The 14,275-nt window shown below is 70.2% G+C and carries 16 protein-coding genes; 2 read left to right on the top strand and 14 right to left on the bottom strand.

Annotated elements, in window-relative coordinates:
* Nucleotides 1–35: 35 nt before the first annotated feature.
* From N1028_RS05920 to N1028_RS05955, 8 genes are read right to left on the bottom strand one after another with little or no spacing between them, the layout of a single operon-like run.
* Nucleotides 36–1,259, bottom strand: coding sequence for an acyl-CoA dehydrogenase family protein (locus N1028_RS05920; protein ID WP_259525932.1), 1,224 nt, complete (start codon nt 1,257–1,259; stop codon nt 36–38).
* Complete coding sequence (locus tag N1028_RS05925; RefSeq protein WP_259525933.1) at nt 1,256–2,818, bottom strand: FAD-binding oxidoreductase; 1,563 nt, start codon at nt 2,816–2,818, stop codon at nt 1,256–1,258. The genes N1028_RS05920 and N1028_RS05925 overlap by 4 nt, the downstream gene beginning before the upstream one ends.
* A 31-nt stretch (nt 2,819–2,849) precedes the next feature.
* A complete protein-coding gene (locus N1028_RS05930; protein ID WP_259525934.1) occupies nt 2,850–4,058 on the bottom strand; it encodes an acyl-CoA dehydrogenase family protein in 1,209 nt (402 codons plus the stop codon).
* A gap of 1 nt (nt 4,059) precedes the next feature.
* Nucleotides 4,060–5,181, bottom strand: coding sequence for a zinc-binding dehydrogenase (locus tag N1028_RS05935; RefSeq protein ID WP_259525935.1), 1,122 nt, complete (start codon nt 5,179–5,181; stop codon nt 4,060–4,062).
* Entirely contained in the window at nt 5,181–5,927 is a 747-nt protein-coding gene (locus N1028_RS05940; RefSeq protein ID WP_259525936.1) for a carboxymuconolactone decarboxylase family protein, read from the bottom strand. Before N1028_RS05940 ends, N1028_RS05935 begins: the two co-directional genes overlap by 1 nt.
* The gene (locus tag N1028_RS05945; RefSeq protein WP_259525937.1) at nt 5,917–7,152 is read right to left on the bottom strand and encodes an acyl-CoA dehydrogenase family protein; all 1,236 of its coding nucleotides are present in this window, start codon (nt 7,150–7,152) and stop codon (nt 5,917–5,919) included. Before N1028_RS05945 ends, N1028_RS05940 begins: the two co-directional genes overlap by 11 nt.
* A complete protein-coding gene (locus tag N1028_RS05950) occupies nt 7,149–7,691 on the bottom strand; it encodes a type II 3-dehydroquinate dehydratase (protein WP_259525939.1) in 543 nt (180 codons plus the stop codon). Before N1028_RS05950 ends, N1028_RS05945 begins: the two co-directional genes overlap by 4 nt.
* Nucleotides 7,688–8,728 (bottom strand): Ldh family oxidoreductase, encoded by a 1,041-nt coding sequence (locus N1028_RS05955; protein WP_259525940.1) that lies wholly within the window; start codon nt 8,726–8,728, stop codon nt 7,688–7,690. The genes N1028_RS05950 and N1028_RS05955 overlap by 4 nt, the downstream gene beginning before the upstream one ends.
* Before the next feature lie 100 nt (nt 8,729–8,828).
* Between N1028_RS05955 and N1028_RS05960 the strand changes: the two genes are divergently transcribed.
* A complete protein-coding gene (locus tag N1028_RS05960; RefSeq protein ID WP_259525941.1) occupies nt 8,829–9,623 on the top strand; it encodes an N-acyl homoserine lactonase family protein in 795 nt (264 codons plus the stop codon).
* A 29-nt stretch (nt 9,624–9,652) separates the two neighbouring features.
* Here the strand turns inward: N1028_RS05960 and N1028_RS05965 are convergent, their stop codons facing one another.
* The 5 genes from N1028_RS05965 to N1028_RS05985 all read right to left on the bottom strand — a co-directional run bounded on the left by N1028_RS05965 (nt 9,653) and on the right by N1028_RS05985 (nt 13,121).
* Entirely contained in the window at nt 9,653–10,144 is a 492-nt protein-coding gene (locus N1028_RS05965) for a MarR family winged helix-turn-helix transcriptional regulator (RefSeq protein ID WP_259525942.1), read from the bottom strand.
* Nucleotides 10,145–10,189: 45 nt separating this feature from the next.
* Nucleotides 10,190–11,281 carry a YihY/virulence factor BrkB family protein gene (locus tag N1028_RS05970; protein ID WP_259525943.1) on the bottom strand — a complete coding sequence of 364 codons (1,092 nt, stop codon included), beginning with the start codon at nt 11,279–11,281 and terminating at the stop codon, nt 10,190–10,192.
* Nucleotides 11,282–11,383: 102 nt separating this feature from the next.
* Entirely contained in the window at nt 11,384–11,959 is a 576-nt protein-coding gene (locus N1028_RS05975) for a DUF3618 domain-containing protein (RefSeq protein WP_259525944.1), read from the bottom strand.
* Nucleotides 11,956–12,372: a phage holin family protein gene (locus N1028_RS05980; protein ID WP_259525945.1), complete on the bottom strand. Its 417-nt coding sequence runs from the start codon at nt 12,370–12,372 to the stop codon at nt 11,956–11,958. The genes N1028_RS05975 and N1028_RS05980 overlap by 4 nt, the downstream gene beginning before the upstream one ends.
* Entirely contained in the window at nt 12,369–13,121 is a 753-nt protein-coding gene (locus tag N1028_RS05985; protein ID WP_259525946.1) for a hypothetical protein, read from the bottom strand. Before N1028_RS05985 ends, N1028_RS05980 begins: the two co-directional genes overlap by 4 nt.
* Before the next feature lie 318 nt (nt 13,122–13,439).
* On the opposite strand from N1028_RS05985, the gene N1028_RS05990 reads away from it, so the two are divergent.
* Nucleotides 13,440–13,697 carry a hypothetical protein gene (locus N1028_RS05990; protein ID WP_259525947.1) on the top strand — a complete coding sequence of 86 codons (258 nt, stop codon included), beginning with the start codon at nt 13,440–13,442 and terminating at the stop codon, nt 13,695–13,697.
* 14 nt (nt 13,698–13,711) lie between these two features.
* Here N1028_RS05990 and N1028_RS05995 read toward each other — a convergent pair whose 3' ends face one another.
* Nucleotides 13,712–14,275, bottom strand: coding sequence for a hypothetical protein (locus tag N1028_RS05995; RefSeq protein WP_259525948.1), 564 nt, complete (start codon nt 14,273–14,275; stop codon nt 13,712–13,714).

The following is a 14,275-nucleotide window of genomic DNA, read 5'->3' on the forward strand; positions in this document are numbered from 1 at the left end:
AAGACCGACGCCGGCGTGCCACCCGGAGGCGGCCTTCACGCCGACTTCTCGCTGACCGCGACCGGCCCGGCGAGCACCCCCAGTTCCTCCGCGGCGATGATCCGGTAGGCCCCGTCACGCACCTGCGGGCTCCGATGACCCGCCGCCTGGCTCAGGTCGCGGTAGAGCTGGGCGAAGCGCTCGCCGTCGCGCAGAGCGCTCGAGCCGATCGAGCGGGCGAGCTCCTGCTCCACGGCCTCCCACGACTGCAGATGCGCCTCCCGGGCCAGGGCGGCGAGACGGAAGTCGTCGGCGAACAGGAACGGCCGCGTGCCGGCTGCGTTCTCCCCCGCGAGGCGCATCCACTCCGAGGCCGTGTGCAGCACGGTCGCCCTGGCTGCTCCGATCCGCACCATGGCCGCGCCGTACCAGCGCTGGTAGTCGGGGTCGGTGAGCCTCGGCTGGATGGGCGGCAGCGGTGTGCCACGCAGCCGCATCTGCTCGCCGAACTCGTCGAGCGCCGCGAAGGCACCGCCCACGGCCAGTCCGCCGAGCGTGAGGGTGAGCACGCTCATGGCGCGCCCCGCGTAGAGCGGGTTGCCGTGCAGCGCGAAGCCCGGGGTGCCCGACTCCGCGGGGTAATCGTTGATCTCCACCCCCGGGAGCAGGTACGGCTCGGGGATCACGCCGCCGTCGAAGCGGATGCTGTTCGAGCCCGTGCCCCGCAGCCCGAGGGTCGCCCCCCAGTCGTCGAGCACCGTGAAGACCGCCCGCGGAGCCACGAACGTGCCTCCCCCGAGCCCCTCACCGGATTCCCCGACGAGCTTCGCCTGTCCGAGGTAGTAGGTGGAGTACGGCGATCCGGAGCAGTACGCCACGGTGCCCTCGAGCCGCCAGCCGCCTTCGACCCGCGTCGCGACGATCGATGGCGCGGCCGTGGCGGGTGCCCGGAAGTCGCCGCCGCCGAACACCTCGTCCTGCACCTCCTCCGGGAACATGGTGGCCACCTGCAGCGCGTGACTCGCCGACAGCGTCCAGCACCATGCCGCCGCCATGTCACCACGGGCGAGCTCGGCAACCACCTCCACGAAGGTCGCGACGGAGACCTCGAGCCCGCCGTACCGCCGCGGGATGAACATGTCGTAGAAGCGCGCGTCGAGGAACGCCTGGTGCAGCTCGGGCGAGAAGTGCGTGCGCCGCTCCGTCTCGGGGGCCTCGGCCTTCAGCTGCGCGCGCAGGCTGCGGGCGGCGTCGACGAGTTCCGCTGGTGGGGGAGTCATCGGTCGCGCCGCCCTGCCGGCCAGATGCCGTGCCGCCCCGGGGAGAGGATGCCGTTGGGGTCGACGGCGTCCTTGATCCGCTCCACGAAACGGCGGTAGGCGTGGTCGCCGAAGGAGTACTGCTCCGAGGCCAGGTCCATGAAGTCGATGTGGGCGCGGTACTCGCCGTAACCGAGCGCCGCCGTCTCCGTGATCATCGAGCGCACGACCTCGTAGGCCTGGGTCACGCTCGCCGGGTCGGTCGTGTCCATGTTGACCCCCGAGACGATGATGCAGCTGCGGTCGTTGATGGGGATGAGGCCGCCGGTGAAGTTCCGCCCGGTCCGCGTCTCCACGATGCCCTTCAGCAGGCTCACGACGGCGGTGACCTCGGCGCCGATCAGCGGCACGACGGGGCTGAAGCCGATGTGCCCGACCCCCTCGGGGATCGTGTCGAGCATCTCCAGGGTCGGGATGCCGGCCTGGATCTTGTCGGTGAAGTGCGTGATCTCATCCCACTCGTGCCGGAGGAAGGTGCGCTCGTGCTGCACCTGAGAGCCCTCGATCGCCGCCCACGCCCGGCTGATCCGATCCACCCCGTGCTGCACCACGGGGGAGTCGCCCCAGAGCGCCGTGCGCACGCCCCATCTCCCCACACCGGATTCGTCGGCGATGCGCTGCAGCTCCTCCTCGGGCATCGCGGCCTCCGCGCCGCGGAATTCCCCGAGCAGCTCGGGGAAGTGCGTCGAGAGGGTGATCGTGTTCTGGATGACGGGCACACCCCGCACGATTCCGTCGAGCCGGAGGTCGCGCAGGATGTCGATCGCCTGACCGAGCTGCTCCTCGCGCGGCACGGTGAGGAACAGCGGCGCGTACGCCTCCGGGCGCCGCATGAGCCAGTAGCCCATGCGGGTGACGATGCCGAAGTTCGACTGGATGAACAGCGGGTCGAGCACGGGGCCGAGGCCCCGCTTGTAGACGTGCCACGACTTGCTCTCCGGCACCGCCCCCATGCCCGTGCGCAGCAGCGAACCGTCGGCGAGCACGACCTCCATGCCCGTGGGCGCCTGGAAGTCGGCGCCGAGCGGCAGGTAGGTGCCGCCCGAGTCGAGGGAGTTGCCCACCACCGATCCCCAGCCGATGTCGGGCACCGACACGAGCAGGTCCTCGTTGCCGGACTCCTTCAGTGCGGCGTGCAGATCCATCCAGCGCACCCCGGGCTCGACCACGGCGTAGGCCAGCTCCCGGTTGATCTCGAGCACCCGGTTCATGCCCCGGAGGCTGATCAGCACCGAGCCGCGCACCCTCGGCGACGGCCCGCCGTACCCGTTGTTGCGGCCCTGCGAGTGGGTCCACAGCGGCACGCCGAGCTCGTTCGCGATGCGCACGATGCCCTGCACCTCCTCGGTGGTGGTGGGCAGCAGCACGGCGGAGGAGTCGTAGGTGCGGTCGTCGTGGTGCCAGTACGGATCGCGGTACTGGTCGCGGCCTGCTTCATCGACCAGCACGCGCTCCGTGCCGAGCAGCTCCGTGAAGCGGGTGAGGGCCTCCTCGGGCAGGGTGAAGGCGGGTGAATCCATCAGTGGTCTCCTCGTGGTTTTCGGGTCAGGATCACATCGTGAGCGGCCGGCCGAGCATGAAACGGGCGCTCGAGGCCAGGATCACGTCGAACTGCGACCCGATGTGGGTGCGGTACATGGCGGCGTCGCGGTAGTACTTCTCGAGCCGCGATCCGCTCGTCGAGTGCGACGCCGGGCCCGCAGTCGTGAAGGCGAGATCGATCGCGTCGCCGGCGAGGATCGCGGCCCGCACGAGCAGCAGGCGGATGCGCACGTCGTCGAGGGCGGTGTACGGGTCGCCGCCGGCAGCCCAGCGCTCCTTCCCCTCGGCCGAGAGCGCGATCGCGGTGGTGAAGAGGTGCTTGGCCGCCTCGGCATCCGAGAGGATGGTGCCGTACCAGCGCTGGTAGTCGGGCGAATCGGCTCTGGAGGAGGCGGACGGTTCGTTCACCAGCAGCCGCTCGTACTCGTCGAGGCACGCGAGCGCCGCCCCGACCTGGCTCGTCACGAGGCCCGCCATCGTGAAGGCCGCCACCCGGCCGAGGTACGTGGGGTCGCGGAGGAACCCGTAGCCGACGGACTCGGTGGTGCTGCCGTCGTCGGCCTTCCAGGCGTAGGGCACCACCCGGTGGCCGGGGATGAAGGCGCCTTCGACCTCGATCGAGTTGGAGCTCGAGGCGTGGAGGCCGATGGTGCGGTCGGCGCCCCAGTCGTCGAGCACGGTGTAGTCGGTGCGGGGAAGGATGAACATGAGGTCACGGCGGTGCCCCGAGGCGTCGGTGAAGGGCGCCACCGGCATGAAGTGGGAGCTCCACGTGCAGCCGGAGTTGTAGTCCCACCGGCCGGACAGCCGATATCCGCCCTCGACCTTCTCGACGGTCGACTTCAGGGCGAAGGCCCTAGAGGCGGCCACGAAGGGATACGTGGCGTAGATCTCGGTCTGCGCCTCCTCCGGGAAGTAGGAGGAGAACTGGTAGGCGTGGCTCGCTCCGAGCTCGAACGACCAGGCCACGGCCGGATCGGCGCGGGCGATCTCGACGACCACATCGAAGAAGGTCTCGATCCCGAGCTGCAGCCCGCCGAAGCGCTCGGGCCGCAGGATGTCATAGAGCCGCGCCTCGGTGAACGCCTCGTGGATCTCCTCGGAGTACGAGCCGAGCTCCGCATGGGCGGGTTGCAGCTCTCGGAGGCGTGGTTGGAGCGCGCGGGCCCGCTCTACGAGCTCGCGGGCCGTCTCACGCTCGGTGGCAGTCCTGGTCATCTCATTCGCCTCTCCCCGACAGGGCGGGCACGATGAGGCCGCAGACATCCGTGTGGTCGCGACTCGCCGCCAGCGCCGCATCCATGCCCTCGAGCGGATAGCGGGTGGTCACGATCGGCTCGGCCACGAGCCGCCCGCTCTCGAGCAGCGACACGAGCAGCGGGAGGTCGCGGCGCATGCGCGCGTTGCCGTTCTGCACACCGATGATGGTGCGGCCCTCGACCGACACGGCGGCCTGCGACAGGGTGACCGTCGAACCGGCCTTCTTCACGCCCATCAGCACGACCGTGCCGGCCCGCCGGCTGTAGCCGAACGCCTCCGGCACCGCTTCGGGCGGCCCCGCCGCCTCGATCACGTGGTCTGCGCCGTGACCGCCCGTGAGTGAGAGCACCACGGCGCGGGCGGCGACGCCCGGGTCGAGCACGTGCGTGGCGCCGAGCTGGCCCGCGAGCTCGCGACGCGAGGCGATCGGGTCGATTCCGATGATCGTGGAGGCACCGGCCAGCCGTGCCGCCTGCACCGCCCAGAGCCCGACGTGCCCGAGGCCCACGACCGCCACGGTGTCGCCAGGAGCGACCCTAGCGGCGTTCACGACGGCCCCGAACCCCGTGGTCACACCGCAGCCGAGCATGGCGATGTGCTCATCCGGCAGGTCGGAGTCGATCGGGAACACCTGAGTGGCGTGCACGTTCATCATCTCGGCGTAGCCGCCCACGAGGCCGGCCGCCTTGATGGCCGCGCCGTCGGCGCCGGTGGCGACCTGGAGGTAGCCGTCGCTCGTGGCCGAGACCCCCGGCCGGTCGAACAGCTCCGAGCACTGGTCCGGACGGCCTCGCGAGCAGAAGAAGCAGACACCGCACTCGGGCGTGCCCGGCACGACGACGCGCTGCCCCACCCGGATGCCCTCCACGCCTGCGCCGACGTCTTCGACGACGCCCATGCTCGCGTGGCCGAGGATGGCGGGCGGGACCTTGCCGAGTTCGCCGCGCCAGTTCGTGACGTCGGTGGAGCAGAACGGGCTCGCGCCGGTGCGCACGAGAACGCGCCCAGGGGCGGCGTCGAGGAAGGTCACCTCCTCGATCGAGAACGGGGCGTTGAACTCGCGGAGCACGGCGGCACGCATCAGGAGGACCTCTTCTTCATCTCGTGGCGGAGCAGTGGGACCGCGACCTCGGCGCCGTGGAAGCCGATCAGGCTCGCGAGCTCGATCACCTCGAGCAGCTCGTCGGTCGTGGCGCCGAAGCCGAGGGCCCGGCGCAGGTGCATCTTCAGCCCGGAGGCGAACATGTGGGTGGCGGCGCTGTCGAACGCGATGTAGATGAACTCACGCACCTTAGGCTCGAGCGTCCCGGTGCGCCAGGGGTGCGACGAGAACTCGGTGAACGCCGCGAAGAACTCGGGGTCGAACTCGAGGACGTCGGTCCACATCTCGTCCCAGTAACCGCGGCCGGCCACGAACTCCTCGCGCAAGCGGGTCTGCAGCTCGGTCGGCTCGGCCGGCCCCGATCGGAGGCCCTCCTCGTCGAGGACCTCCCGGAGAAGGGGCACGGCTGTGAGCATGGCGTGCATACCGAGACCGGTCGTCAGCTCGATCGTCTCCATCACCTCGCCCGGAGTCGCCCCTTCGTGGAGGGCACCCGCGAGCTGCAGGCGAATGCCCGGCACATGCAGGTGGGTGGCGGCCGCGCTGAGGGCGAGCAGCACGAGCTCCTTCGTGGCCGGGTCGAGTGCCGACGACCCGTGCGGCACCATCGAGAGGCGCGCGTAGCTCTCGAGATAGTCGGGGTCGAGCAGCAGGATGTCGTCCCACTCCCGCTGCCAGCGGCCGCGGAGTGCGGTGATCCTCTGCTTCGTCTCGTCAGAAGACAAGGGGGCCTCCGAGGTAGTGCGCGGCGCTCGAGGCCGAGACCACGTCGAACTGGGTGGCGATGTGGGTGCGGTACATCGCGGCGTCGCGGTAGTACTTCTGCATGCGCGCTCCGCGCTTGGCCGAGGAGCTGCCCGCTGTGGCGAACGCCAGGTCGACGGCGCCGAGCGCGAGCTGCGCCGCCTGCAGCAGCACCGCGCGGATCCGTACGTCGTCGATCGTGCGGAACGGCCGGCCCTCGCTCGCCCAGAGCCGGCCGTACTCCTTGTGCTGACGCAGCGCCCCGAGGAACGTCGTCTCCGCGGCATCCGTCTTCGCCATGATCTCGCCGAACCAGCGGTGGTTCTCGGGGGCGTCGATCCGGGGCATCCGCGGCGGGTAGCTCTGCTTCTTCGTGCGCAGGAGGTGCTCGTACTCGTCCAGCGCTGCGTAGGCGTTGCCGATCTGGGTGCAGATGAGCTCGGCGTTGAAGTAGGTGAGTGTGCGCGCCAGGTAGAGCGGATCCCGGTGCAGCCGATAGCCCACCGTGCCGGGGTCGCCGGCCTCGAGGTCGCCGTCGCGGTAGTTGAACCGCGTCACGAAGCCGTCGGGCACGAACACGCGCTCGACCCGCACCGAGTTCGAGCCGGAGGCCCGCATGCCGAGCGTGCGGTCGCCGCCCCAGTCGTCGAGCACCGTGAACTCCTCGCACGGCACGATCGCGAGAAGGGTCGCCCCGTCGACTCCGGTCTCCGGATCGCGGCCCACGCAGCCCAGGATCGCGTGCGTGGAGAAGGTGGAGCCCGAGCAGTAGTCCCAGGTGCCGTCGACCACGTAGCCGCCGTCGACCCGCTCGGCCGTGCCGGGTGGCGCGAGGCGCATGGGGGAGGTGAACGGGTCGGCGTCGTCGCCCTCGAGCAGCGTCCGCTGCGTGCTCTCCGGGAACCACGACGCGAGGTGCAGCGTGTGCCCGGCGCCGAGGATGAAGTTCCAGCCCACGCCGGCGTCTCCCCGCGAGATCTCGATACCCACCCGGAAGAAGGTCTCCAGGTCGTAGCCCAGCCCGCCGAAGGCGACGGGCTTGATGATGCGGTAGAAGTCGTTCTGCACGAACAGGCGGCGGATCGCCTCGGGGTAGCCGCCCTGCTGCTCTGCGGCCTCCTGCCCGTCGCGGAGCAGCTCCCGCATCGAGGCGGCCCGCTCGACGAGCTCGTCGGGTGTGGGTTCAGCGCGTGTCGGCTGGCTCACGAATGCGCCGCCTTCGCTCCGAGGAAGCCCTCGTCGTCGAGAGCGAGCGTGAGCGACAGGATGGCCCCCACGTAGCTGTGTTCGCGGAGCCCCATCGAGACGCCGGTCGCGTAGGGCGTGAAGAGCGAGTCCCACGGCCCGACCGGCACGGCCCGGGGGTGGCCGGGGGCTGCCGTGACGTTGGCGAAGTGGATCTCGACGAACGGCTTGTAGGTCTCCACAAGCGCGTGGAGGGTCGCCATCCCGTTCACGGTGAGCCCCGCGGGATTGACGATGTAGGCATCCATCTCGTCGGCGGTCTCGTGCACGAACTCGAGGATGTCGCCCTCGTGGTTGGAGGAGAAGGTCACGATCTCGACCCCGAAGCGGGCGCCCACCTCCACGCAGAAGGCCTTGAGCTCGTCGAGCGTGCCGATCTCGCCGTAGACCGACTTGGTGCGCTTGCCCATGTTGCTCGTGTTGGGCCCCTCGATCAGCGCGATGCGGTGGCGCTTCGAGCTCGTGCGCGGGTAGACGGATGCGGATGCGGCGTCGGTCATGGGTTCCTCCTGGGTTGCCGGGTGTCGGATTCGGGGGCGTGGGCCGTGGCCGGCGCGCCGATCAGCTCCTCGAGGGCGGCGAGCACGACATCGTCGACCTCGATCCAGCCGCGCGCCCGCCGCTCTGCCCGCACGGCGGCGGAGCGCTCGAAGGGCACCCGCACCGGTTGCGCGGGATCGAGCGGCCTGGTGCTCCTGATGAGCTCCGCGTACTCGCTCACCGACCGCCGGTAGGTCTCGGGATCGACGAACAGGTCGGGGCGGACGGCCAGCACGAAGAAGCCGAAGTCGCGCAGTTCGCCCGGCAGCACCGGAGAACCCGCGAGAGCTCCGAGCAGTTGCACGGCGATGCCGAGCCCCGAGCCGCGGTGGCCGCCCCAATTGACGAACGCCCCCTGAAGGGCCTCGAGCGGGTCGAGCGTCGGCGACCCGGAGGCGTCGTACGCCGAGCCCGCCGGCAGCTCGGTCCCGGTGCGGTGGGCGAGCACAGCCTGGGCGTGGATGATCTCCGAGATGCCGATGTCCCAGATCACGGGAACACCCTCGCCCGGGAATCCGAAGCAGATCGGGTTCGTGCCGAACCGGGCCTCGGTTCCACCGGTGGGCGCGACCCAGGGAGAGGCGTTCGAGGCGATCATCGCCACCATCCCCGCCGCCGTGATGCGCTCGGCGTAGTAGGAGAGCATCCCCGTGTACCAGGTGCGGTTCGCCCCGACCGCGCCGATGCCGGTGCCTCGGGCCTTGTCGATCGCCGTGTCGGTCGCGGCGAGCGCCGTGAGGTAGCCGATGGTGTCGCCGCCGTCGAACTGCGCGGAGACGGGTGACTCCCGCGTCACCCGCGGAGCTTCGGCTGGTCCATCAGCCGCGGCGAGCCGATCGCCGATGCTGAGGATGCGCGCGAGACCGCTGTATTCGAGACCGCGCAGCTCGCAGTCGAGCAGGTGGTCGGTGATGGTGCGGCTCGACCCGGAGTCGTAACCGAGCGCCTCGAGGGCGGCGACCGAGAGGGACTCGGCGTCCGTCAGGGTGATCCTCATCGTCGCTCCTCGGCTCGCATCGTTGCGCTGTCCTCGGCACATTACATGAAATTTCACGTAATTGGGATAGCATCGATCCCACGACGTCGAAGGAGATCCCGTGAGCAGAGCCCTGTCCCTCATCCAGGTGAAGTACGCCGAGCGCACCGCGATCAAGAGCCGGGTCTTCCACGAGTACGCGCAGCACGGCCTCCCCGACGGCGAGCTCGCGATGGACTACAACTACTGGATCGTCCGCGACGGCGAGACCGTCATCCTGCTCGACACCGGCTACGACGTCTCCGAGGCGGAGTGGCTGGGCGAGCGCGAGGTCACCGCGGTGCCCGAGACGCTCGACGTGCTCGGGATCGACCCGTCGCGGGTCTCACTCGTGGTGCTGAGCCACTACCACTTCGACCACATCGGCTGGCTGCGGCTCTTCCCGCACGCGCAGGTGGTGGCAGGCCGGGCCGAGGACGAGTTCTGGTTCGGCAAGCTCCGCACCGAGGAGGGCCTCGACGGCGAGTTCGTCGACCCCCGGCATCTGATCGAGGTGCAGAGAGCCCGTGATGAGGGCCGGCTCACGCTCATCGACGCGCCCACCGAGATCCATCCCGGCATCGTCGTGCACCCGGTCTCCGGCCACTGCCCGGGCCAGCTGCTCGCACTCGTCGACACGGCATCCGGGCCCAGGATCGTGGCGTCGGACGTCGCCCACTTCTACGAGCAGATCGAGCACGGCTGGACCTTCTTCGTGCACAGCGACCTCGACGACATGCGGCGATCGTTCGAGACCCTGAGGGATCTGGGTGCGCAGCACGGAGCCGAGATCATCCCGGGCCACGACGCCCGCGTGCGCGACCGGTACCCGGCGCTGCCCGGTGCGGCGGGGCGGTTCGCCAATCTGCTCGGGTGACGGCGTGCCGGCGGCCGATCAGCGACCCATCAGGGCAGCCAGGGATGCGGGTCGTCCGGCCGCCAGCTCCGCAGCAGCGTCAGCATGATCTCGCGGAGCTGATCCTGCTGCTCCCGGTCGAGCACGCGGAACACGAGATCCTGCACGGCGTCGCGGTTCGCAGGGCCCGCGACCGCGACCAGCTCGGATCCGGCCTCGGCGAGCACGGCGATGGTGGCCCGGCCGTCGTGCGGGGAGCGGGCGAGCGTCAGCAGCTCGGCCTTCTGCAGTCGGCGCACGGTGTGCGACATGCGGGAGAGCGAGGTGTGCGTCCTCCGCGCGAGGGCAGACAGCTCCTGCGACCCGTCGTCCGACTCGGCGAGCATGATCAGGATGCTGAGCTCGATGTAGGTGATGCCGAAGGTGCGCTTCAGGAACTCGTCCATGCGAGGCGTGAGCCCCTGCGCCACCGACAGCAACGCGAACCAGGTCTGGCGCTCCGCCAGCTCGTTGCGCTCGCCGGGATTCGGATCGCCGCTCACAGGAGCCAGGTTACTCCCCGCGAGGGGCAGGCCCGCCGGGGCGCATCAGCGCTCGTCGCGCTCGCGCTCACGTCCCGCCGGTTGGTCGTCGCCGTGCTGCTCACGGATCCGGCGGCCCTCCTCGATGTCCTGCTGCTCCTTGGCCGCGGCCTTGTCGCTCTTCTTCGTGTCGCGAGGCGGCAGCTGGATGTCCTCCTCGGCGGCGATGCCGGCCTGCAGCTGACGGCCGCGCTCGAGCTCGGCGTCGAACTCGGCGCCGAACAGCAGCGCGTTGTTCACGATCCAGAGCCAGAGCAGGAAGATCACCACGCCCGCGAGCGAGCCGTAGTTCTTGTCGTAGTTGGCGAAGTTCGCCACGTAGAGGCCGAACGCGACGGTGGCGATCGCCAGGACGATGAGGGCGACGAACGCTCCCATGCTCATCCAGCGGAACTTGGGCTGCTTGGCGTTCGGGGTGGCGTAGTACAGGATCGCGAGGATCAGCACGAGCACCAGGGCGAGCACCGGCCACTTCGCGATCGACCACACCACCGTGGCCGTCTCGCCGATGCCGAGGGCAGAACCCACGGCATCCGCGACGGGGCCGGAGACGACGAGGATGATCGCGGCGATCACGATCAGCACGAGCGAGATGACGGTCACGAGCAGCTGCACCGGCTTGAGCTTCCAGAACGGCCGGCCCTCGTCGATCTCGTAGATGCGGTTCATGGCGCGGCTGAACGCCGTCACGTAGCCCGAGGCCGACCAGATCGCCACGACGAGGCCGCTGACGAGGGCGAAGCCCGCGGCGGGGGAGGAGGCGAACTGCTCGATCGGGCCCCGGATGATGTCGGCGGTCCCGCCGGGGGCGACGTCGTCGACGATGCCGAGGATCGCGTCGGAGGCGGCCTGCCCCTGGCCGAGGACTCCGAGCAGGGAGAAGATCGCGATGAGCGCGGGGAACAGCGCGAGCACGGCGTAGTAGGTGAGGCTCGCCGCGATGTCGGTGCACTGATCGGCGGAGAACTCGCGGGCGGTCTTCTTCAGCACGTAGCCCCAGGAGCGCTTCTTCAGATCGGTGGGGCCGTCGGGCTTCCGGGCGTCGTCGGGGTCGGGCGCGTTCTTGTTCGCCCGCTCGGTGGCTGATTCGGTACTCATCATCATCCTCTGGTCGAAGCTGCTGCGGGGCGGGGCAGGGAAGCGCAACGGCGGTGGCCGGCGTCAGCCGTGGCCACCGCCGTCGGCGGGGGTGATCGGTGATCAGCTGTTCTGAACGGTGTCCCTCGACTGCTGCGCCTGGTCCTTGACCTCGTCGGCGGCCGACGTCGCCTCGGACCTCACGTTGTCGACAGCGCCGGTCGCAGCATCCTTCACGGCGGCGGCGGCATCCTGGGCGGGCTCCTTGAGGTTCTGCCCGACCTCCTTGGCCGCATCGGTCACCTGCTCGACGAGAGGCTGCGCCTTCTCCTTCAGGTCGGAGGCGACGTCCTTCTCCTTCGTCGACGCCGGGATCAGCGAGGCGGCGAGGAGGCCGACGCCGAACGCGATCAGGCCCACGGCGAGCGGGTTGCCCTCCGCCTTGGCCTGCACCTTGTCCTTGGCGTCCGACACGGCCCCGGAGGCGTCGCCGCTGTGGCTCGACACCGACGACTTCACGTCGTCGGCGACACCGAACACGCGGTCCTTCACCGATCCCACAGCGCCCTTGACCTTGTCGGTCTGGCGGCCGACGATCTTCGACGGGGTGACCTTGTCGGCCAGGGCGTCGACGTCGCCGCCGAGCTCGGCGCGCGTCTGCTCGATGCGGGCGCGGATCTCTTCGGGTGAATCAGTCATCGGTTCTCCTCATTTCGCTTCAGTGTCTCGGGGATCTTCTTCAAGGAATCGACGGTCTTCGGTGCCCCGTTGACCTCCTTGAGCTGCTTCTTGCCGACCAGGAACAGGATCAGGGCGATGATGGCCCAGACAGCCATCACCACGAGGCCCGACCAGCCGTTGCCGATCAGGGTGCCGAGCGCCCACCAGCAGGCGATCGACAGGAAAAGCACCGCCATGAGCGCCGCGTATCCTGCCCCGCCGAGCATTCCCGCGCCCTTGCCGGCGCGGGTCGCGGACTCCTTCAGCTCGGCCTTCGCGAGTTCGAGCTCCTGCCGCATCAGGGTGGAGAGGTCCTTCGTGACCTCTCCGAGCAGATCGCCCAACGATGTCGTTGCGGCTTTCTGCTCCGAGGGGGTGTAGTCGTCGGTCATCGCGGGTACTCATCTCCGGGAAGCGTGTAGCCGTCGTCGCCGAGGGTCGCTGCCCGCTGGTTGTAGACCGGCGTGTCCTCTACGAGGCCCGGGGTGGTCGCCGGCGTGTCGACGACCGGGGGCACCGCAGCCGTGACGGGGGCCGGAGTGGCCGCGGGCACGGGGGTGGCGGGCGCCGGGGTGGCGGGCGCCGAGGCCTCTGCCGCCTTCTCGTCGGCAGCGTTGCCCGCGAGGGCGCGGGTGAGGCGGCCGGCGACGACGCCGGCGATGGCGGCGGCCGCGATGAACGTGCCTGGCTTGCGGCGAGCGTAGGACTTGACCTCGTTCAGCAGCGAGCCCGGGTCGCGGGCGTCCAGCCACGACGCGGCGCTGCCGGCGCGATCGGCGACCTGGCGCACCAGGTCGGACGCGAGACCCTGCTGCTCCGAGCTGCCGGCCATCGAGCCGAGCTCGTCACCGAGCGAGCGGAGGCCCGAGGCGACACGCTGCTGCTGTGCGCCCGCCTGCTCCTTCAGCTCCGACTGAGTCTGCGTGAACAGGTCCTTGGCCTGCGACGTGGCCTCGTGGGCGACGTTCTTCGCTTCGTCCTTCGCGGTGCCCGCGACGTTGCCGGCCTGCTCGGCAGCGGTGTCCTTGAGATTCGCCGCCTCCTGCTTGGCCGTGCCGACCTTTCCCTGCTGGTCGTCGTCCGACGCGGTCGCAGGGGGTGCGAAACCGCTCGGCGGTACGGGTGCGTAGCTGTCCGTCATGGTCATCCCTTTCCATCTCCGGCCGTTCGGCCGGGGTTCTTCCATCAATGCGCGGCTCGGGGGCGGGCGCAGCCCGCTTGCCCCGAACCCCGATCCGTGCCTCCGGCGGGAGGTTCCGCGCCGGGCGGCCAGGGGCCACCACGCCCAGCCTCCGCCGGATCGCAGTTTCTTCCAGGGCCTTGTCTTCCGAACCGAACGGACGCACAATGCGGGCCCGCGGCGGAACTCGCTCCTACACGATCGCGGCGGCGCTGTCGAGCAGGGGCCGGGCAGTCGCGATCGTCGTACCGTGGTGCTCAACCGACGGAAGGAACCACCATGGACCTCGGAACTCTGGGCGGCTACCGCCTGCCTGCGGCGATCCGCACCGCCTACGGCGTCACGACCGCGCAGGAGCTCGCCGACAGCATCGGCGTCACGAAGCAGCCGACTCCCGCCCTCGCGGCCGACGCCGACGCCGCCTACCAGGCACTCCGCCGCGGCGACTCCCAGCCCGCCCGGCGCCTCCTCATCGACGACCTCGGCGTCACCGAGTCCGCCGCCGACGAGGCCCTCGCCAAGCTCCCCCCGCTCTAGGCGGCTCCAGCGCGTCAGCCGTCGAAGACCTCGGCGCTCGCGAAGACGGCGTCGTCGGCGAGTTCGTCTACGAGCGGCGGCGGGCACTCGGCGAAGCGGGTCTTCTCCGCCGTCGGGGTCTGCCCCGCAGCGAAGCGGACCACGTAGGAATAGCAGGTGTAGACCTCGCTCGGCCCCGAGTACGGCCGCCCCTCGTCGGTGGGGCCCTGCGAGCGCGGGCCGGAGGCGATGAAGACCGAGAACCGGGCGGTCGAGGCCGTCGTGGCGACGTCGTAGAGGATCGCCCCGCCGTCGCCCAGCCCGAGCGACGTGACGGACTTGCCGGAGCCGTCCCAGCGCGGCGCGTCGAGTCCGCCCAGATACACGGCCGGGTCGTCCTCCGGCGGCGGGTAGAGATCGGGGGCGATCCGGTGCCGCTCCTTGATCGTGGGATCCTGGGGGCCGTACAGGGCGCTGGAGAGCGGATCCTCGAACGACGCGATCCGGCGCCAGAGCTCGCCGTCGATCCCGCTGTCATGGCCGTGGTACTCCGTCGGGGTGCACCCGGTCAGCAGTCCGGCGGCGATCACGGCCGGCAC

It is taken from the genome of Herbiconiux oxytropis, assembly GCF_024979315.1.
In the GTDB taxonomy this organism is placed as follows: domain Bacteria; phylum Actinomycetota; class Actinomycetes; order Actinomycetales; family Microbacteriaceae; genus Herbiconiux; species Herbiconiux oxytropis.

What these genes read in the sequence shown, in the direction of transcription:
- N1028_RS05925 (WP_259525933.1), bottom strand. Translation starts at nt 2,818, where the DNA reads ATGGATTCACCCGCCTTCACCCTGCCCGAGGAGGCCCTCACCCGCTTC.
- N1028_RS05985 (WP_259525946.1), bottom strand. Translation starts at nt 13,121, where the DNA reads ATGACGGACAGCTACGCACCCGTACCGCCGAGCGGTTTCGCACCCCCT.
- N1028_RS05990 (WP_259525947.1), top strand. Translation starts at nt 13,440, where the DNA reads ATGGACCTCGGAACTCTGGGCGGCTACCGCCTGCCTGCGGCGATCCGC.
- N1028_RS05930 (WP_259525934.1), bottom strand. Translation starts at nt 4,058, where the DNA reads ATGACCAGGACTGCCACCGAGCGTGAGACGGCCCGCGAGCTCGTAGAG.
- N1028_RS05975 (WP_259525944.1), bottom strand. Translation starts at nt 11,959, where the DNA reads ATGACTGATTCACCCGAAGAGATCCGCGCCCGCATCGAGCAGACGCGC.
- N1028_RS05920 (WP_259525932.1), bottom strand. Translation starts at nt 1,259, where the DNA reads ATGACTCCCCCACCAGCGGAACTCGTCGACGCCGCCCGCAGCCTGCGC.
- N1028_RS05935 (WP_259525935.1), bottom strand. Translation starts at nt 5,181, where the DNA reads ATGCGTGCCGCCGTGCTCCGCGAGTTCAACGCCCCGTTCTCGATCGAG.
- N1028_RS05970 (WP_259525943.1), bottom strand. Translation starts at nt 11,281, where the DNA reads ATGAGTACCGAATCAGCCACCGAGCGGGCGAACAAGAACGCGCCCGAC.
- N1028_RS05950 (WP_259525939.1), bottom strand. Translation starts at nt 7,691, where the DNA reads ATGACCGACGCCGCATCCGCATCCGTCTACCCGCGCACGAGCTCGAAG.
- N1028_RS05955 (WP_259525940.1), bottom strand. Translation starts at nt 8,728, where the DNA reads ATGAGGATCACCCTGACGGACGCCGAGTCCCTCTCGGTCGCCGCCCTC.
- N1028_RS05980 (WP_259525945.1), bottom strand. Translation starts at nt 12,372, where the DNA reads ATGACCGACGACTACACCCCCTCGGAGCAGAAAGCCGCAACGACATCG.